The following is a 17,615-nucleotide window of genomic DNA, read 5'->3' as shown; positions in this document are numbered from 1 at the left end:
GAACGGCGACCTCAGGTGGTGCCCTGCACCCGCGCATGCACCGGCAGCCACGGCTCGCCACGCTCGTCCAGCAGCACCGAGCGATCCAGGTCGTGCACCGACGTATGCCCGGTCAGTGCCATGCTGACGTCCAGTTCGCGACGCAATATCTCGATGACGCGCGTCACGCCCTCCTGGCCCATGGCACCGAGTCCGTAGAGGAATGCCTTGCCGATGAGGCCGGCACGCGCGCCCAGCGCCACGGCCTTGAGCAGCGACTGCCCGGTCTGGATGCCGCCGTCGAACAGCACCTCGATATCGTTGCCCACCGCGTCGACCACGCGGGGCAGGGCGACGGCCGAGGCGATGGCGCCGTCCAGCTGTCGGCCGCCGTGGTTGGAGACCACGATGGCATCGACGCCGGCGGCCACCGCTGCACGGGCATCGTCGGGGTCCATGATGCCTTTGAGGATCAGCTTGCCGGGCCACAGGTCCCTGATCCAGGCGATGTCGTCCCAGCTCAGCCGTGGATCGAACTGGCTGCCGATCCACTGGGCCAGCGTGGTCAGCCCGCCGGCCCCGTCGATCTGGCCGGCCAGGTTGCCGAACGATCGACTCGGTGCGGTCAGTACGCCTCGTACCCAGCGCGGCTTGCCGAGGATGTCCACCAGGTTCTTCAGGGTGAGCTTCGGCGGCACGGTCATGCCGTTCTTGATCTCGCGATGGCGTTGGCCCTGGATCTGCAGGTCGGCCGTGACCATGAGTGCCGAACAGCCGGCCTCGCGCGCACGGGCGATCAGGGAGCGGGTGAAGCCGCGGTCGCGCATGACGTAGATCTGGAACCAGAAGGGGTGGTCAACTGCTGCCGCGACCTGTTCCACCGAACAGATCGACATGGTGCTCAGGCAGAACGGGATGCCCGCCGCGCCGGCGGCGCGCGCGGCCAGTATTTCGCCGGACCCGTGGGTGAGGCCGGTCAGCCCGGTGGGTGCGATGGCCAGGGGAAGCGACACCGGCTGGTCGACGATGGTCGTCGCCAGGTCGCGCTGGTCGACGTCGATCATTACCCGCTGGCGCAGGCGGATGCGGTCGAACACGGCGCGATTGTCGCGCAGCGTTACCTCGTCGTACGAGCCATGGTCGGCGTAGTCGAAGAAGGCGCGGGGAACGCGCTTGCGGGCCAGCTCGCGCAGGTCGGCGACACAGGTGATCGGAGCAGACATGGGTCGTCCAGCGCAGGGATACGGTGATCCGATGCTAGGACGACCCGCCGGCGCCGGTCGCGAAAAAAAGGCGTGGCTGGCGCGACGCGGGCTCGCGTCAGTAGAGGACGCGAGCCCGCAGCGTGCCTTCGATGGCCGCCAGCTCGTTGCGCAGGGCCACGGCGTGTTCCTCGCTGGTGGTCACGTCGATGACGACGTAACCCACCTGCGGTGAGGTTTGCAGGTACTGGCCGTCGATGTTGACCGCCTCGCGCGAGAACACCTCGTTCACCCGCGACAGCACACCGGGGATGTTGCGGTGGATATGCAGCAGGCGGCGGCTGGTCGGGTGGCCGGGCAGGGACACCTCGGGGAAGTTCACCGCCGAGAGCGTGCTGCCGTTGTCGCTGTAGCGCACCAGCTTGGACGCGACCTCGATGCCGATGTTCTCCTGCGCCTCAGCGGTGCTGCCGCCGACATGCGGGGTGAGGATCACGTTGTCCATGCCCACCAGCGGCGAGACGAACGGATCGCCGTTGCCCTTGGGCTCGACGGGGAACACGTCGATGGCGGCGCCGGCAAGGTGCTTCTCGCGCAGCGCGTCGGCCAGCGCGTCGATATCCACCACCGTGCCGCGCGAGGCGTTGATCAGCATGGAGCCGGCACGCATGCGGGCGATCTCCGCGGCACCGATCAGGTGCTTGGTCTGCGCGGTTTCCGGCACGTGCAGCGTGACCACGTCGGCACGCTCGAGCAGGTCGTCCAGGCTGGAGGCCGGCCGCGCGTTGCCCAGCGACAGCTTGGGCTCGATATCGTGGAAGATCACGCGCATGCCCAGCGATTCGGCCAGCACGCCGACCTGGGTGCCGATGTGGCCATAACCGACGATGCCCAGCACCTTGTCGCGCACCTCGAAGCTGCCGGCGGCCGACTTGGACCAGCCGCCGCGATGGCACTCGGCGTTCTTCTCGGGGATGCGCCGCACCAGCATGATCGTCTCGGCGATGACCAGCTCGGCCACGCTGCGCGTGTTGGAGTAGGGTGCGTTGAACACCGGCACGCCCAGGCGCTCGGCCTCGGCCGCATCGACCTGGTTGGTGCCGATGCAGAAGCAGCCCACCGCGATGAGGCGGCGCGCCTCGGCCAGGACGTCGGCGGAGAGGTGCGTGCGCGAGCGGATGCCGACGATGTGCGCATCGGCGATGCGCTGCTTGAGTTCGTCCTCGGGCAGCGATTTCTCGTGGAACTCGATCTGCGAGTAACCGGCCTGGCGGAAGGTGTCGAGTGCGCTGCGGCTCACCCCTTCCAGCAGCAGCACCTTGATGTCTTCTTTCGGGTACGACGTGCGTTTCATGGCTGGCGCTTCTGTTCCGCGGATCGGCTGAACACTATGCCAGATCGGGGCGCCCATGTTGCAGCGCGGCGACGGGACTGGCACCCTCGATGGACACCCGAGCGAGATTCCCATGACCGATCCGCGCCTGGCCGAACTGGCCCGTCTCCTCCCCGACCTGAAGCTGTCCACGGAACCGGGCGACCTGGAACACCACGGCCGCGACTGGACGCGCCGCTGGACACCGGCGCCACTGGCCATCGCCTACCCGGCCACGGTGGCGGAAGTGCAGGGCATCGTGCGCTGGGCGAACGGGCAGGGCGTCGGGCTGGTGCCGTCCGGCGGTCGCACCGGCCTCTCCGGCGGAGCCGTGGCCGCCCATGGCGAACTGGTGGTCACGCTCGACCGCATGAATCGCGTACTCGACTTCGACCCGATCGATCGCACCCTCACCGTGCAGCCCGGCATCGCCCTGGAAGCGGTGCATAACGCCGCCCGCGAGCACTCGCTGATCTACCCGGTGGACTTCGCCGCGCGCGGTTCGTGCCAGATCGGCGGCAATATCGCCACCAACGCCGGCGGCATCCGCGTGATCCGCTACGGCAACACCCGCCAGTGGGTGGCCGGGCTGAAGGTGGTCACGGGCACGGGCGAATTGCTGGATCTCAACCGGGGGCTGGTCAAGAATGCGTCCGGCTACGATTTCCGGCACCTGGTCATCGGCTCCGAAGGCACCCTTGGCATCGTCGTCGAGGCCACCCTAAGCCTGACCTCCCCGCCGCCGCCTTCGCAAGTGATGCTGCTGGCGATCCCTGCCATGGATGCCCTGATGAAGGTGTTTGCCGAAGCGCGGCACTCCCTCAGCCTGGGCGCCTTCGAATTCTTCACCGACCGGGCGCTGCACCACGTGGTGGCCCATGGCGCACGGCGTCCCTTCGAGGAAGACCATCCGTTCTACGTGGTGGCCGAGTTCGACGTGCCCGATGCCGCCGCCGAAGCCACCGCCCTGGCCTTCTTCGAGTTCTGCCTGGGCGAGGGCTGGGTGGTGGATGGCGTCATCAGTTCCAGCGAGGCGCAGGCTGCATCGTTGTGGCGTCTGCGCGAGGGCATCACGGAGTCGCTGGCGCCGCACAAGCCCTATAAGAACGATGTCTCGGTGCGGATCTCCGCCGTGCCCGCCTTCATGGCGGACATGCAGACCCTGCTCGCGGCGGAGTACCCCGATGTCGACGTGGTCTGGTTCGGGCACATCGGCGACGGCAACCTGCACATCAACGTGCTGAAGCCGGAAGGCCTGGACAATGCCGTGTTCGTCGCCCAGTGCGAGCACGTCACCTCGTTGCTGGTCGACACGCTGCACCGCCATGGCGGCAGCATCTCCGCCGAACACGGCATCGGCCTGGTCAAGAAGCCCTGGCTGGGCAGTGTTCGTAGCGAAGCCGAGATCGCGCTGATGCGCGGGATCAAGGCGGTATGGGATCCCAACGGCATCATGAATCCGGGGAAGCTGCTCTAGCACACTCTGGACCAAGGGTATCTGGCCTGTCGCGGCCCGGCGCGGAAGCGTCGAGGGCATGCCTCGATGCGCATGAAAGGGACATATCGTCAGCGTCAGGCGACGCGACGCAACAGCGGTAGTTTTCTTGCCAGGTGAATCACGAGGGCAGTCGACACGAACACCGCGAGCCAGACGATCGGGATGCGGGCCCAAGGTGCGGTCAGATCGTCGTCGACGTGCAAACGTTCCACGTAGAGCCACAGGACCATGGGATGCAGCCCGTAGATGCCGAGTGAGCCGTCGGCGATCCAGCGGATCGGCGTCATCAGCGGTGTCGGCAACCGGGGGATGGTCGTCAGCCATACGAAAGCGGACACGGACGCTATCGCGACCAGGGGCGTCTGGTAGGCGAAGAAGAACTCGTTCGGTTCGCCCCGGTATCCGGAATATAGATAAGTCGCCACGACGATACCCGCCACCGATGCCACGAAGACCAGCAGACATCGCCATCGGTCGGCCAGCGAGACGATCGGAGCGTACCGGGTCAGATAGGCGCCCAGCACGAAGAAGCCGACGAATCCTGAGAACAGCTGCACGCCCAGGAACGATGGCGGATCCCAGTCTTCCGACACCAGCAGACGCACCTGGTTGAGCACGCAGGACACCATGAACCACAGCAGCAGGAAGACCCGTGTCTCCGCCGGTGTCGATGCTCGCAGCATCCTGCTCAGGAAGGGTGCGGAAAGATACAGACCCAAAGCCACGTAGAAGTACCAAAGGTGTCGGTATGGCTCCATGAGGTAATGAGCGACCTGCGCGGTCCACGAAATGGATCGGTCACCGAAGACGACGACATACACGACGGTCCAGAACACCAGGGGCGGCACGACGCGCAACGCGCGGCGGCGATAGAACGTCGGGATCGGCTCGTCCTTCCACAGCAGCAGTGCCCCGGACAACATGAAGAAGATCGGGACCGCCGCCCGGGCAACGGCATCGTAGGTCACGGATGGCAGCCACATCGACCCGAACGCATAAAAATAGGTGGCAGCGGTATGAACCAGCACCACCATGGCGCAGGCGACCGCCCGTGTGACGTCCATGGCCGGCGAGCGACCGGCTTGCGGAGCAATATGCGGTTCCGGCCGTGGAAGCTTCAACCTCAACATGGTCAACGACAACATAGCGTCTCACCGAGTCGATGCACGTGCACCGCCCCCAGAAGCACGCCAAGCGTGATCGCCAGCGACAGGACCAGGGTCGCGGCTTCGAAACCCAGCGCGTCCATGGCACCTCCTGTCAGCAAGGCAGCGATGGGCGTGCCACACAACGTGGCTGCCGAAAAACGCGTCATCTCGTGGCCCACATCGTGTGACGGCACATGGCGTTGCAGCCACGACTGCGACTGGATGCCATGGCGGGCGGCGGCGAAGGAAAACAGCAGGAACGCCAGCAGCGTCACGGCCGGACCGCTTGCCTGACAAAGAAGTAGATAGGCGGTAGATGCGACGGCCCAGCAGGCCAGCATCCGGCGCGCGGTACCTGGAAACGAGGGCGCGACACGCTGGGCGACGGTGCTGGCCACGCCGACGCCCATACATTGCACGACATAGATCAGCAGATAGCTTCCGCCTCGGTGTCTGGCCAGGATCAAGGGCAGCAGGATCTGGACCGGACCGAACACGAGTACCGAGCTGGCGAAGACATAGGCATGGAACACCCGCGGAATAGCGATGGCCTTGGCTGTGGCCGATGTCGTGACCCGTGGGCTCGACGGGCTGCCGGGCGAGCGGCGAATCGGCCCATGGCGGCGCAGCGCAGCCAGCAGCGGCAGGGAGCAGAGGACACAAATCGCGTCGATGCCGAAGGCCACGGCCAACCCAGTATCTCCCCGGGTGCCGAAGATCAGCCATCCGGCGACAAGCGGCAGTACCACGGTCGCCACCGCCGAGACCAGCGCGAAGATCGCGTTGCCGATAGACAGCCAGCCTTTGCGGACATACAAAGTGAACACCGCGCGCCCGGCAGGAAATGCAACGGCCCAGACGACGCCACCGAGTGCCGTCGAAACATATATGACAACGATCGACATGCCTCCCAGCCAGACCAGCAACGCGATCGCCGCATTGGCGATGACGAAGAACCACCGACACAGGCGCAGCGTTCGCAACGGGTCGACGCGATCGAGCAGGCGCGGGAAAGCCAGCAACAGACAAAGGCTCGGCGTGGCTTCGATCGCCATCGTGATGCCGAGGTCCCATGCTTTTCCGGTCAGCCGCATGACCAGAAACGGCAAGGCGACCAGGGTGAAACTGGCTCCGAGCGTGGTCGTCAGATTGTCCAGAAGCAGCAGCTTGAAACGTGTGTCCTTGCGTCCCATGCGCCACAGTCGCCGCAACCGACCCATCGCTCCGATCATGCTCACGATCCGCCGGATCGATCCGCGTGCCGCATGAAAAACAGGTCGCCGTCGCGATCCAGCCACAGGCCGAACGCGGTGGCGATCGTCCGCAGTTTATGCTCGTCGAGCAGCCATGCGGGCTCGACATCGTCCACGCCGACATCGAGCACCCATCGCATGCCGAACCAATGCGTGAGGATGACGCCATCCTCCGCCAGCGCTTCGGCGATCGCAGCGAAGTAACGCTCGAAATGCTTTTGGCAGCAGGCGAAGCTGCTCAGGTTGTTGTCGACGATGTAGTCGAACGAACCGGCGTCGAAAGCGTTGGCGAAGGTTTCGCCATGCTTGTTCATGAGCAATGGTGTATAGCCGGGTAGATCGAGCCTCTGCGCATGTCGCCATTCATCGACGGACACCGTGACCGCGACGACGGCATCGACGTCGTCCGCCAGCAGACTGGCGATGGATGAATTGCCGGCCCCGACATGCAGGATGCGCTTGCCCGCCAGGGGAGCACGCGTCAGCCAACGATTGATGGCCAGCTGGTCGTCGGTGGGCGCGCAGGACGAATAATCGATCAGCGGCCACGAGATGGCACCCGCGGCCGCGTCATAGCGTTCGACCGTTGGCTCGATGCCGCAGTCGCCGAGAATGACACCGATGTCAAATCGTGCCGTGAAAGACGACGCGCAAGGCACGTTTTCGGACAGAATATTCTGAGAAGAGGATGCCATGGCGCCTGACTCCGCGAGGACGGATGATCAATGTAGGCACGGCAATTGCCGCGGTAAAAGATGTCTGGATAAAAGACTCTCGTCGGGGGATGGAAACTGTGCGGCTCCTCACAGATTGCCGAAGACCGGAACGACATGCTCGACGCCGGCCTCATGACATCGTTGTCAATATGATCAGTCTTTCGGTGCTTCTGGGCTTCATCGGGTTTTCGACCCTGCTTCTGGCGCTGTGTCTGTTGTTTCTGCTCGTCTGGTCGTTGGTGAAGGCGTTTCGTCCCGTGCAGGTCGCCACCCCCAGGTTGGCGAACTATCCGTTCGTCTCCATCCTCGTGCCGTTTTTCAACGAACCCGAAGACTCGTTTCTGCGTACGCTCGACGCGATCGAGGCCACGGATTACCGCGGAAAAATGGAAGTCATCCTCATCGACGACGGTTCGAGCAATACGACACCCGGCTCTCTTGCCGAATGGTTGCGACATCCTCGACGAAAGCACTACGTGCTGTGTTCGCTCGCGCGAAACAGTGGTGCCAAGGGGCGAGCGCTCGATGCGGCCCTCCCCCTGATTTCGACCGATTCCGACGTCGTAACGGTGATAGACAGCGATACTGTCATCCTGCCCGGAGCCCTGCGTCTGGCCGTGGAGGCGTTATACGCGTCGCCCACGCACGCGGCGGCCTGTGGCTTGATCGTACCAGCCGGTCGCCACGACTCCTGGCTGCATAGCTTCCAGTTCTACGAGCATGTCGGCGCACTGGCGACGATCCGTTTCGTTCAGAGCCGCATGGGAATGGTCAACGTCGTTGCCGGCGCGTTCTCCTTGCACAAGACCGCCGTGATTCGGGAGCTGGGTGGCTGGGGCGAATGGCTGGTAGAAGACATCGCCTGGACCTGGCGGGCACTGGCACATGGCTACACCATCGGCTACGCGCCGGATGCCATCGCCTATACGGTCTGTCCGTCGACCTTGTTCGGGCTGTTCCGGCAGCGACGTCGCTGGGCACGTGGCAGGCTGGAATCGTTCCGTGTCGCCTGGCGGATATCCCGCGCGCATACGATGAAGATGCTGCCCTGGTGGCTGCTCTGGGCGCAGTCCGCCCTGCTGCCGACGCTGCTGCTCAGCATCGCCGCCGCCTGGCTGTACGAAAGCAGGCTGCTGTTCGGTCTGGCCGTGGCGAACTGGGTGATGATGGCCCTTTTGAACGGAGTGGCCTGTCTGCAGGCGCGCCACAGGCTGAAGCTTGGCTGGCAGGACATGCTGCTGGTTTCGCTCTACAACACCGGCATCGATACCTTATTGCTGCCTGCCAATGTGATCGGCGTGGTCGACGAATTGCGCGGCGGACGCAAGAGCTGGCTGACCCGCTGACCAGCACTTGATGCACGGCGGGAGCAGGCCACGCTCCCTTCTACCGGACGACATGGCATGGATTACCACGCGTTTCTCTCCCAGTTCCCGGATACGTATATCGGCCGCGGCCGCACCGATCGGCGCGAGATCGCTTTGACTTTCGACGATGGCCCGGGGCTGGCTACATCGGCCTTGCTGGCGATACTGCGCGAGTACGACGTGCAGGCGACCTTCTTCTGTCTGGGCGAGAAGGCACGCGGTGTGCCCGACATGGTTCGGGCTATCGCACGCGATGGGCACGAGGTAGGCAATCACGGTTTCACTCATCGCGACGTGCGCGCGCTCGATACCGAGACATTCTGGATGACCGAGGTTCTCCCGGCGCGCTCGCTGTTGGAGGATGTGGCGGGCACGCCGGTGGCGCTGTTTCGTCCACCGTTTGGAGAGATCTCCCCGGCCCAGACCGCGCGCCTCGCCGAAGAAGGCGTGACGCTCGTCGGCTGGTCGATCGATCCGCGTGACTGGGACGAGGTCGAGGCAAAGGACCACGCCGGCCGCGTGGTGCGCGACGTGCTAGAACAGGTGCACCCCGGTGCGATCGTCCTGCTTCACGATGGTGACGAGGGCGAACGCGCTCGTCCCGCGATCGTCGAGATCGTCAGGCACGTCGTGCCCGCGCTGTGGGCGATGGGTTTCAGCTTCGTCACCGCCGGTCGATTGTGGGAAGCCCGATAGCCGAAGTGTTTAAGGTTGGCAGGCGGCGGTGCGCCCATTAGCCTATTGGCCCCCGCCTTCCCCACAGGACCCGCCCCCATGGCCCAGGATTCCCCCGACCTCTACCCGTCGATCGAGCCCTTCAACAGCGGCATGCTCGAGGTCTCGCCGCTGCACACGCTGTATTTCGAGGAAAGCGGCAACCCCGACGGCAAGCCTGTGGTGTTCCTCCACGGCGGCCCTGGTGGCGGCACCAACCCGCGTTGCCGCCGGTTCTTCGATCCGAAGAAATACCGCATCGTCCTTTTCGACCAGCGTGGCTGCGGCAAGTCCACGCCGCATGCGGAGCTCACCGACAACACCACCTGGGACCTCGTCGCCGATATCGAGCAGGTACGTGAACACCTGGGTATCGACACGTGGCAGGTCTTCGGCGGCTCGTGGGGCTCGACCCTCGCGCTGGCCTATGCCGAGACCCATCCGCAGCGCGTCAGCGAACTGGTGTTGCGCGGCATCTTCATGCTGCGCCGTTCGGAGCTGGAGTGGTTCTACCAGGGCGGTTGCGACCAGTTGTACCCGGACGCCTGGGAAACCTACCTCTCGGCCATCCCGCCGGCCGAACACGGCGACCTCATCAGCGCCTACCATCGTCGTCTGACCAGCACGGACCCGGCGGTGCGCGTCGCCGCCGCACGGGCCTGGTCGGTTTGGGAGGGCGCGACCAGCTACCTCTACCAGGATGAAGGCCATATCGCCTCCAGCGGTGAGGACGAGTTCGCCCTCGCGTTCGCGCGGATCGAGTGCCACTACTTCGTCAACGCCGGCTTCTTCGAGGTGGACGGCCAGCTGCTGCGCGACGTGGACAGGATTCGCCACATCCCGACGGTGATCGTGCAGGGCCGTTACGACGTGGTCTGCCCCATGCGCAGCGCCTGGGACCTGCACCGCGCGTTCCCCGAGGCCGACCTGAAGGTCGTGCAGGACGCCGGGCACTCAGCGTTCGAGCCGGGCATCGTCCGCGAGCTGGTGCGGGCCACGGATCGCTTCGCCGGCTGAGACAAAAAAAAGCTGCCCGGTCGATGCCGGGCAGCCAGGGCTGGATCAGAACAAGCGTCAGAACAAGCGCAGCGGCAGGGTCACCAGGTCCACCACGAAACCGTCGTGGTCGGATGAGCCCATCGCCTTCTTCACGCCCGTGGCCGAGGCCGCGTCGTCCAGCGTCTGCACCGGTGCGTCGAGGTTGCCGCGGCCGTACTCCATGCGCAGGAACAGGCCGCGTGCCACGGTGTTGAGCAGCGCGTGGTCGAGCACCTGGTGCGTCGGTACCGAGCGGGGCGCCTGGCCCTGCACGTTGCCGAAGTTCTCGGTGAACAGGAACGAATAGCGATCGTTCGCCGGCACCGAATCCACCGCGTTCCACAGGGCCGGCTTGACCAGGTTGCCGCCGAGCTTCAGCAGGTTCTGGCTGTCGTCGTAGCGGCCGGAAATCAGGCCGACCACATCGGTGAAGCCATCGCTGAACTGGTAGGCGTTGAAGTCGCCGACGACCAGCAGCGGCGCCAGCAGGTTCTTCCGTCCCGACTGCAAGGCCTGGACCTGCGCCGCGAGCGACTTCGCCTGGAGGAAGCGCTTCTGCCGGTCACGCTCGGCCGTGCTGCCGGTCTTGTCCACGTTCTGCCGTGCCTTCGGATGCACGGCGATCACGTTGATGCGCATCTTGCCGAGGATCGAGGGCACCTCGGCGGTCAGCAGCAGCGGCGGATGGTCGTGGACGAAGGCGGTGCTGCCCTGGTCCTGCCAGGTCTCGTCGGCGGCCAGCTGGTGGACGTCCAGCACGCGGACGCGATCGGTACGGACCAGGAAGCCGACGTTGATGCCGCTGGGGTCGTGGCCTTCCTGCAGGAATGCCTCGTACTGCGCCGGGTAATCGTCACCCAGCTGCTTGGCCAGGCCTTGCAGCACGGTCAGGCTCTTCACTTCCTCCACCGAGAGGATGTCCGGCAGCTTCAGCACGCTGCCGACGTACGCGGACAGGCGCTGGGTCTTCAGGCGCACCTGGTCGGCGGTCGGCTCGGTGTCGCCACCGCTGCAGGTAAAGGTGGTGTTGAACTGCGTGTCGCAGAAGCGCTCCATGTTGAACGCACCCACACGCACGGCGAAGAACGGTCGCGAGTCCACCGGACGCGGCAGTTCGGCCGCTTTGGTCACGGTCACCTTCGTGGGAATGAAGGTGTACGCCCCGAACGTATACGACATGACGCCCTCGGCGCGGAACGTGGTGCCGGCGTTGAACGGCGTGTTCGCCGCCACCGCGCCGTAGTCGGCCGTGTTCATCTTGAACACTTCCGGATTGCCGGACCAGTTCGGCAGGTTCACGCCGTCCGGCACCGGCACGGTGTAACGCACGCCGGGCTTGCGCAGCGAGCGCTGACCGTTGGCCGTGACGTACACCTCCGCGAACGGCTCGTTGCTGAAACGCAGGTTGCCGGTGGTGATCATGCCGTTGTCGATCGCCACGCGCATGCCGACAAAGCACTGGAAGTTGGTCTCGCCGCAGGACAGCGCGTTCGGGTCTGTCGAGGGCACGTTGGCGCCGAAGACGACCGGTGCGGGCAGCTTCGCACCACGCATCGTGGTCGCCACCGTGGCGTTCTTCAGTTCGGGCAGGTTGAAGTAGTTGTCGACCGTGGCCTCCACGTCGACCATGTCGCCGATCGCTACCGACGGCGCGGATTGCGTGAACACGTAAATGCCGTTGGAAGTGAGGCGGTCGTCGTCGGCGCGGCTGTCCGGCGTCTGCATCGTGAAGCCGGCCGGGCCCACGGCGGTGACGATGTTGCCCTTCGTGGCGACACGCTTGCCGAGCAACGGCGACACCTGCCCGCGACCGGTGACCTGCCAGATCTCGGCGGTGAGCGGGATCTGGTTGAGGATCGCGCCGACCGCGGTGGCCTTGGCCAGCGTGACGCCGCCGGTGGCGTCGCTCAGGTTGACGCGGAAGGCCTTGTCCGGCCCAGCGGCCTTGGCGCCATGCACGTTGACGGTAAGCGTGGTGGCGGTCGATCCCGCAGGAATCGTCAGCGTCGTGTCGACCGCATCGTAGTCGCCGGCGGCGACGGTCGCGGTATCGTCCACGGTCACCGCATGCACGGTCACGTCGGCGGAACGCGGCTCGCTGAGCGTAATCGCGAAGGGCATCGGCACATCGTCGCCGTTGCGCAGGTTCACCGTGGCGTCGGCGATCGACACGCTGGTGCCCTGCACGGTGCACGGCGAGGTGCTGGCGCGCGGCGCGGTGGGCGCCACCTTGACCCAGTCGGCGGCGTTGTTGCCGGTGGACTGCGGTAGTCCGGCGCCGTTGAGCTTGCGCCCGTAGCCCTGGTCCGAGTTGCCGCTGCCCAGCGACGCCAGCGGCGTGCCCAGCTTGTAGGCGGAACCGGCGCTCAGGCCCACCTGGTCCACGATCGCGCCGTTGGCGTCGAGCACGGCCAGGCCGCCGTCATCGGTAAAGCCCGTGGCATAGGTGAGGTCGGGCGTCACCGTGCCGGAATAGCCCGACGCGGCCTTGTTCGCCAGCAGCAGGAAGCAGCCCGGCGCCACGGCGGTGCCGGTGGGGAAGGTGAAGCGCGTGCCGGTGGTGCCGCTCGCGTTGGACGCGTTCAACTTGTAGCCGGACAGGTCCAGCGCGGCGGTGCCCGTGTTCTGCACCTCGACGAATTCGTCGTTGCCGCCGGCGGGGCCGCGGGCACGGAACTGCGTGATGGAAAGGTCGGCCGCCTGGAGCGGCAAGACGGCCATGAGGCCTGCCAGCGCCGCCCATGAGGCGCGCCGTGACGTGGTCAAACGCATTCGATTTTCCCCTCGAGTCGTTGAGTAGTACGCGACCCACAGCGTCATGCGTGTCCTCGCACGACGTTCCCCCTGCGAAGGCCCGTACCCCTAGTGTGACGCCATTTTATGACAACGGCATGCACGGCTACGGATAGCCGTGGATCAGGTCGTGTTTCAGGGGGCGGGGCTTCGGAGGGCGGGGTGGCGCGGTCAGGTCTTCTGCTTGGTCCCGAAGATCTTGTCGCCGGCGTCGCCCAGCCCCGGCAGGATGTATCCCAGCTCGTTCAGCCGCTCGTCGATGGAGGCCACATAGATCTCGATGTCCGGATGGGCGGCCTCGATGCGCTTGAGGCCCTCGGGTGCGGCGACCAGGAACAGACCCTTGATCCGCTTCGCGCCGGCCGCCTTGAGCATGTCGACCGTGGCCACCAGGGTGCCGGCGGTGGCGAGCATGGGATCGACGATGATCGCCGTGCGCTCGTCCATGCCACCGCTGAGCTTCTCGTAGTAGGCCACCGGCTCCAGCGTTTCCTCGTCACGCTGCAAGCCGACCACGCTGACCTTGGCGGCCGGGATCATCTCCAGCACACCGGTAAGCATGCCCAGGCCCGCGCGCAGGATAGGCACGATGGTGACCTTCTTGCCCTTGATATGGGTGACCTCCACTGGCCCCGCCCAGCCCTGGATGGTCTTGGTCTCGGTCTCCATGTCCGCCGTGGCCTCGTACGTCAGCAGCGCCGCCACTTCGGACGCCAGCTCGCGGAACTCCTTCGTGCTGATGCCCACGACGCGCATGAGGCCCAGCTTGTGCTGGATGAGGGGGTGGCGGACTTCGACGATTTTCATGGGCAGGTGGGGATGGTTAGCGGTGTATGTATTCTTGCATGTTCGCAGCGGGTGACCGGATTGCCAGGGAGGAGGCGTCGGGTGGTCACCCTCTGCGCTCGGGCAGCGGCCGCAAGCGGCCGAACTCGCTCAGAGGGTGACCACCCGCCACCTCCCTGACGACTGAGGTGCGTTGCCGGAAGAGCAACGCTCGCGGCGTCGCGCGGAGCGGCATTTCCAGGGCGGGCCGCACGAGGTTGCCAACGCTTTGCTTTTCCACTCCCACCCAGCGCCTCCTCGCCGCGCCATACGAGCCACGGTGGTTCTGGCTTTGTCTCTTACGCTGCCCGCGTAGAAGCCGCCACCTGACGCCGCGGACCTTCCTTCAACGCATGGCGGATTTCCTCGATGATGAGGTCCACCTCGGCGCTGGTGACGCGGAAGTGCGGCGTGAAGCGCAGCGAGTTGGCACCGCCGTGGATGACGCCCACACCGCGCTCGCGCATGTATTCCTCGGTGGAACCTTCGCCGTAGCACTTGAACTCGTGCGCCAGCTCGCAGGAGAACAGCAGGCCCGTGCCCTGCACCTTGGTGATCAGGCCGCCCAGTTCGGTTTTCAGGCCTTCCAGCTTCTGCACGAACTCGCGACCGCGGGCGCGGATGTTTTCGCGCACCTCGTCGGTAAGCTCGGCCATGGTGGCGACGGCGACGTCGAGCGCGCGCGGGTTGGCGGTCATCGTGTTGCCGTAGATGCCCTTGCGGTAGAGGTCGGCGGTGGCCTCGGTAACGGCCAGCACGGACAAGGGGTACTGGCCCGCGTTGAGCGCCTTGGAGAAGGTTTCCATGTCCGGCGCGTCCAGCGACTCGAAGCCGGGATAGTCGACGATGGAAAGCACGCCGTGCGCGCGCAGGCCCGCCTGGATCGAATCGACCAGCAGCAGCGTGCCGTGGGCCTGGGTGAGTTCACGCGCGGCGGCATAGAAATCGGGCGTGAGCGCGCGGCCCGGATCGCCTTCGCCCATCACCGGCTCGAGGAACATCGCCTCGATGAACCAGCCCTGGCGGTCGGCTTCGGCGAACGCGGCACGTAGCTGCGCCACGTCGTAGGGCTCTACCGTGATCAGGGTGTCCTCGTTGCGGAAGCTGGCCAGGTGCTGCTGGTAGTTGCGGCGCGAGGAATCCGAATACAGCGCCGGGCGCTCGGTGCGGCCGTGGAACGCGCCCTTGACCGCCAGGCGCTTGATGGTGCGACCGGCGTGGCGTGCGCCCGGGTCGGTCATCATGCGTGCATTGACGTCGGCGATGCGGCCGGCCAGCGTCACCGACTCGGACCCGGAGTTCAGGCAAAGGAACCGGGTGTACGGGCTGCCGCCACGCGTGTGGCCCAGCTCGCGGCGCAGCGCGTCGGAGAGGCGCACCTGGGCGACGTTGGCGGTCATCACATTGGCCATGACCTGCGGGCGCGACATCGCGTCGATGATCGCCTGCGGGTTGTGGCCGAAGCCGAGCATGCCGTAGCCGCCGTTGTCGTGCACCACGGCGCCCTTGAGCGTCACCACCCACGGGCCGCGCGCGGCGGCCGGCACATAGGGGTTGAGGCCGTCGTCCGGATAGAAGTTGACCAGGCTGGCCTGCAACTGGTGGATCTGCGCCACTTCGTCCAGTCGCAGGAAGTCGGCCATGTCGGCGCGCAGCGCACGGTGATAGGCCACGGCATCCTCGATCGCCTGCACCATCGCGGGATCGGTGGCGGCGAAGCGGGAAACCACCGTGTCGGGGAGGCCCCGCGTGCGCGCGGCACCACCGAAGTCGCGAAGCTCATGCAGAAGACCGATCACGTCCATAACCCACTCCTGGTACTTGTCGCACTGGATGACGCGGCACTGCCGCTAAGTGTCTATATGTAAAGGGTTTAATGAGCCAGCATAGCATGCGGCTTTTTGCCCCGTAACCCCCGGGTGACGCTTGTCACATCCGCACAATGACGCAAGCGACTGCCGTCAAGGGGTTGCCGTCAAATATGGTGCGACGCAAGGGAGGACACTCATGAACAACGACACCTGCATCGCACGTCTGGATCGCGTCGGCAAACGCTACGGCAACGTCGTCGCGCTCGACGGCATCGATCTTTCCATCCACCGGGGTGAGGTACTGGCCCTGCTCGGTCCCAACGGCGCCGGCAAGAGCACCAGCATCGGCTTGCTGCTGGGCCTGATCCGTGCCGACAGCGGCACGGCCAGCCTGTTCGGTCGCGATCCCCAGGACATCCAGGCGCGCCGACGCATCGGCGTGATGCTGCAGTCGGCCAGCCTGCCGCCCACGCTGAAGCTGCGTGAACTGCTGACCCTCACCGCCAGCTACTACCCGGCACCGCGCGGCATCGCCGAGTGCGCCGCGCTGGCTGGGATCACGGACCTGATGGGTCGCAAATACGCCGACCTGTCCGGCGGCCAGCAGCGTCGTGCGCAGTTTGCCATGGCCCTGGTCGGACGCCCCGAGATCCTGTTCCTCGACGAGCCGACCGTCGGCATGGACATCGCGTCGCGGCAATCGCTGTGGTCGTCCATCCGCACACTGGTAGCTGGCGGCTGCGCCGTGGTTCTGACCACGCACTACCTCGAGGAAGCCGAAGCGCTGGCCGACCGCGTCTGCGTGGTGGCTCGCGGCAAGGTCATCTCCGAAGGCAGCGTCGATGCGCTGCGTGCCCATGTGGCGGTGCGTCGCGTCCGCTGTATCACCCGCACGGATATCGCCACCGTGTCCGCCTGGCCGGGTGTTACCTCCGTCGAGCTGCAACACGGTCGCCTGAGCCTCGCCACCGCGGATGCCGAAAGCGTCGTGCGCCGGCTGCTTGCCGCCGACGACGGACTGTCCGAACTGGAAGTGCAGCGCGCCGGCCTGGCCGAGGCGTTCGCCGAAATCACCCGTGAATCCGAGACCGGCGACATGGCCCAGGAGGCCGCATGAACACTATCGAGAGCATCGCCGCGCCGGTCATGAGCGGTCGCCGTGTCGTCAACGCCTATGTGCAGGAAGCGAAGGCGGAATGCCTGCGTTACCTGCGCAACCCGGGTTTCCTCCTGCCGACCCTGCTGTTCCCGTCGGTGTTCTACATCATGTTCGGGATTTTCCTGTCCCATGCGAATAGTGCCGACGCGCCGCGTTACCTGCTGGCGTCGTACGGCACCTTCGGCGTGATGGCACCCGGGCTGTTCGGCTTCGGCGTGTCGCTGGCGCTGGAGCGGGACTCGGGCCTGCTGACGCTGAAACGCGCGTTGCCGATGCCGCCGGGTGCGTACCTGCTCGGCAAGATGTGCATGGCCATGCTGGTCGCCGCCATCATCTCGATCATCCTGATGAGCCTGGCCACCTTCGTGGCGGGGGTGTCGCTGCCGGTGTCGCGTCTTGCCGCGTTCTTCGTCCTGGAAGTGCTCGGTGTGCTGCCGTTCTGTGCGCTGGGCCTGCTGATCGGCACGCTGGTGAAGGGGCAGGGCGCGCCGGGCGTGGTCAACCTCATCTACCTGCCCATGGCCTTCCTGTCCGGCCTGTGGATACCGTTGCCGGTTCTGCCGTCGTTCCTGCAGTCGATCGCGCCGCTGTGGCCGGCCTACCATCTGGACCGCCTGGCCCTGTCCGCGGTGGGCCTGGGCGAGGGCGGCAACGCGATCCATGTGGGCGTGCTGGCCGCCTTCACCGTGGCCTTCCTGTGGCTGGCGGCACGGCGCCTGCGGCGGCACGGTTGAAGTAGC

The 17,615-nt window shown here is 65.9% G+C and carries 14 protein-coding genes; 6 read left to right on the top strand and 8 right to left on the bottom strand.

Annotated elements, in window-relative coordinates:
* Positions 1-11 precede the first annotated feature (11 nt).
* Together ACVKN3_RS10090 and serA are read right to left on the bottom strand one after the other, a co-directional pair.
* Complete coding sequence (locus ACVKN3_RS10090) at positions 12-1,202, bottom strand: alpha-hydroxy acid oxidase (protein WP_354515107.1); 1,191 nt, start codon at positions 1,200-1,202, stop codon at positions 12-14.
* A gap of 97 nt (positions 1,203-1,299) precedes the next feature.
* Positions 1,300-2,535: a phosphoglycerate dehydrogenase gene (gene serA, locus ACVKN3_RS10085; RefSeq protein WP_354515105.1), complete on the bottom strand. Its 1,236-nt coding sequence runs from the start codon at positions 2,533-2,535 to the stop codon at positions 1,300-1,302.
* Positions 2,536-2,647: 112 nt separating this feature from the next.
* Between serA and ACVKN3_RS10080 the strand changes: the two genes are divergently transcribed.
* The gene (locus ACVKN3_RS10080; RefSeq protein WP_354515103.1) at positions 2,648-4,030 is read left to right on the top strand and encodes an FAD-binding oxidoreductase; all 1,383 of its coding nucleotides are present in this window, start codon (positions 2,648-2,650) and stop codon (positions 4,028-4,030) included.
* A gap of 95 nt (positions 4,031-4,125) precedes the next feature.
* On the opposite strand, the gene ACVKN3_RS10075 is transcribed toward ACVKN3_RS10080, so the two are convergent.
* The 3 genes from ACVKN3_RS10075 to ACVKN3_RS10065 are packed head-to-tail and all read right to left on the bottom strand — an operon-like array spanning position 4,126 to position 7,147.
* Entirely contained in the window at positions 4,126-5,196 is a 1,071-nt protein-coding gene (locus tag ACVKN3_RS10075) for an acyltransferase (RefSeq protein WP_354515101.1), read from the bottom strand.
* On the bottom strand, positions 5,184-6,431 hold the full coding sequence (locus ACVKN3_RS10070; RefSeq protein WP_354515099.1) for an MFS transporter: 1,248 nt from the start codon (positions 6,429-6,431) through the stop codon (positions 5,184-5,186). Before ACVKN3_RS10070 ends, ACVKN3_RS10075 begins: the two co-directional genes overlap by 13 nt.
* Before the next feature lie 2 nt (positions 6,432-6,433).
* Positions 6,434-7,147 carry a hypothetical protein gene (locus tag ACVKN3_RS10065; RefSeq protein ID WP_354515097.1) on the bottom strand — a complete coding sequence of 238 codons (714 nt, stop codon included), beginning with the start codon at positions 7,145-7,147 and terminating at the stop codon, positions 6,434-6,436.
* Positions 7,148-7,317: 170 nt separating this feature from the next.
* Between ACVKN3_RS10065 and ACVKN3_RS10060 the strand changes: the two genes are divergently transcribed.
* The 3 genes from ACVKN3_RS10060 to pip all read left to right on the top strand — a co-directional run bounded on the left by ACVKN3_RS10060 (position 7,318) and on the right by pip (position 10,266).
* The gene (locus tag ACVKN3_RS10060) at positions 7,318-8,514 is read left to right on the top strand and encodes a glycosyltransferase family 2 protein (RefSeq protein WP_354515095.1); all 1,197 of its coding nucleotides are present in this window, start codon (positions 7,318-7,320) and stop codon (positions 8,512-8,514) included.
* 57 nt (positions 8,515-8,571) lie between these two features.
* Positions 8,572-9,231, top strand: a complete 660-nt coding sequence (locus ACVKN3_RS10055; protein WP_354515093.1) for a polysaccharide deacetylase family protein — start codon at positions 8,572-8,574, stop codon at positions 9,229-9,231.
* 78 nt (positions 9,232-9,309) lie between these two features.
* Positions 9,310-10,266, top strand: a complete 957-nt coding sequence (pip, locus tag ACVKN3_RS10050; protein ID WP_285404583.1) for a prolyl aminopeptidase — start codon at positions 9,310-9,312, stop codon at positions 10,264-10,266.
* A gap of 57 nt (positions 10,267-10,323) precedes the next feature.
* On the opposite strand, the gene ACVKN3_RS10045 is transcribed toward pip, so the two are convergent.
* The 3 genes from ACVKN3_RS10045 to ACVKN3_RS10035 all read right to left on the bottom strand — a co-directional run bounded on the left by ACVKN3_RS10045 (position 10,324) and on the right by ACVKN3_RS10035 (position 15,710).
* A complete protein-coding gene (locus ACVKN3_RS10045; RefSeq protein ID WP_456991679.1) occupies positions 10,324-13,059 on the bottom strand; it encodes a lamin tail domain-containing protein in 2,736 nt (911 codons plus the stop codon).
* A gap of 192 nt (positions 13,060-13,251) precedes the next feature.
* The gene (gene upp / locus ACVKN3_RS10040; RefSeq protein WP_285404585.1) at positions 13,252-13,887 is read right to left on the bottom strand and encodes a uracil phosphoribosyltransferase; all 636 of its coding nucleotides are present in this window, start codon (positions 13,885-13,887) and stop codon (positions 13,252-13,254) included.
* Positions 13,888-14,204: 317 nt separating this feature from the next.
* Positions 14,205-15,710, bottom strand: coding sequence for an aminotransferase class III-fold pyridoxal phosphate-dependent enzyme (locus tag ACVKN3_RS10035; protein WP_354515088.1), 1,506 nt, complete (start codon positions 15,708-15,710; stop codon positions 14,205-14,207).
* Between the two features lie 202 nt (positions 15,711-15,912).
* Between ACVKN3_RS10035 and ACVKN3_RS10030 the strand changes: the two genes are divergently transcribed.
* Together ACVKN3_RS10030 and ACVKN3_RS10025 are read left to right on the top strand one after the other, a co-directional pair.
* Entirely contained in the window at positions 15,913-16,833 is a 921-nt protein-coding gene (locus ACVKN3_RS10030; RefSeq protein ID WP_354515086.1) for an ABC transporter ATP-binding protein, read from the top strand.
* Positions 16,830-17,609: an ABC transporter permease gene (locus ACVKN3_RS10025; RefSeq protein WP_354515084.1), complete on the top strand. Its 780-nt coding sequence runs from the start codon at positions 16,830-16,832 to the stop codon at positions 17,607-17,609. Before ACVKN3_RS10030 ends, ACVKN3_RS10025 begins: the two co-directional genes overlap by 4 nt.
* Positions 17,610-17,615: the final 6 nt, after the last annotated feature.

This window comes from Luteibacter sp. PvP120 (genome assembly GCF_054055715.1).
The sequence above is the reverse complement of the archived record's forward strand: the minus strand, read 5'-3'. Positions and strand labels throughout refer to the sequence as shown.

Coding starts and splice junctions, on each gene's coding strand:
- ACVKN3_RS10030 (WP_354515086.1), top strand. CDS start 15,913: ATGAACAACGACACCTGCATCGCACGTCTGGATCGCGTCGGCAAACGC.
- ACVKN3_RS10045 (WP_456991679.1), bottom strand. CDS start 13,059: ATGCGTTTGACCACGTCACGGCGCGCCTCATGGGCGGCGCTGGCAGGC.
- ACVKN3_RS10065 (WP_354515097.1), bottom strand. CDS start 7,147: ATGGCATCCTCTTCTCAGAATATTCTGTCCGAAAACGTGCCTTGCGCG.
- upp (WP_285404585.1), bottom strand. CDS start 13,887: ATGAAAATCGTCGAAGTCCGCCACCCCCTCATCCAGCACAAGCTGGGC.
- ACVKN3_RS10075 (WP_354515101.1), bottom strand. CDS start 5,196: ATGTTGTCGTTGACCATGTTGAGGTTGAAGCTTCCACGGCCGGAACCG.
- ACVKN3_RS10060 (WP_354515095.1), top strand. CDS start 7,318: ATGATCAGTCTTTCGGTGCTTCTGGGCTTCATCGGGTTTTCGACCCTG.
- serA (WP_354515105.1), bottom strand. CDS start 2,535: ATGAAACGCACGTCGTACCCGAAAGAAGACATCAAGGTGCTGCTGCTG.
- ACVKN3_RS10090 (WP_354515107.1), bottom strand. CDS start 1,202: ATGTCTGCTCCGATCACCTGTGTCGCCGACCTGCGCGAGCTGGCCCGC.
- pip (WP_285404583.1), top strand. CDS start 9,310: ATGGCCCAGGATTCCCCCGACCTCTACCCGTCGATCGAGCCCTTCAAC.
- ACVKN3_RS10070 (WP_354515099.1), bottom strand. CDS start 6,431: ATGATCGGAGCGATGGGTCGGTTGCGGCGACTGTGGCGCATGGGACGC.
- ACVKN3_RS10035 (WP_354515088.1), bottom strand. CDS start 15,710: ATGGACGTGATCGGTCTTCTGCATGAGCTTCGCGACTTCGGTGGTGCC.
- ACVKN3_RS10025 (WP_354515084.1), top strand. CDS start 16,830: ATGAACACTATCGAGAGCATCGCCGCGCCGGTCATGAGCGGTCGCCGT.
- ACVKN3_RS10055 (WP_354515093.1), top strand. CDS start 8,572: ATGGATTACCACGCGTTTCTCTCCCAGTTCCCGGATACGTATATCGGC.
- ACVKN3_RS10080 (WP_354515103.1), top strand. CDS start 2,648: ATGACCGATCCGCGCCTGGCCGAACTGGCCCGTCTCCTCCCCGACCTG.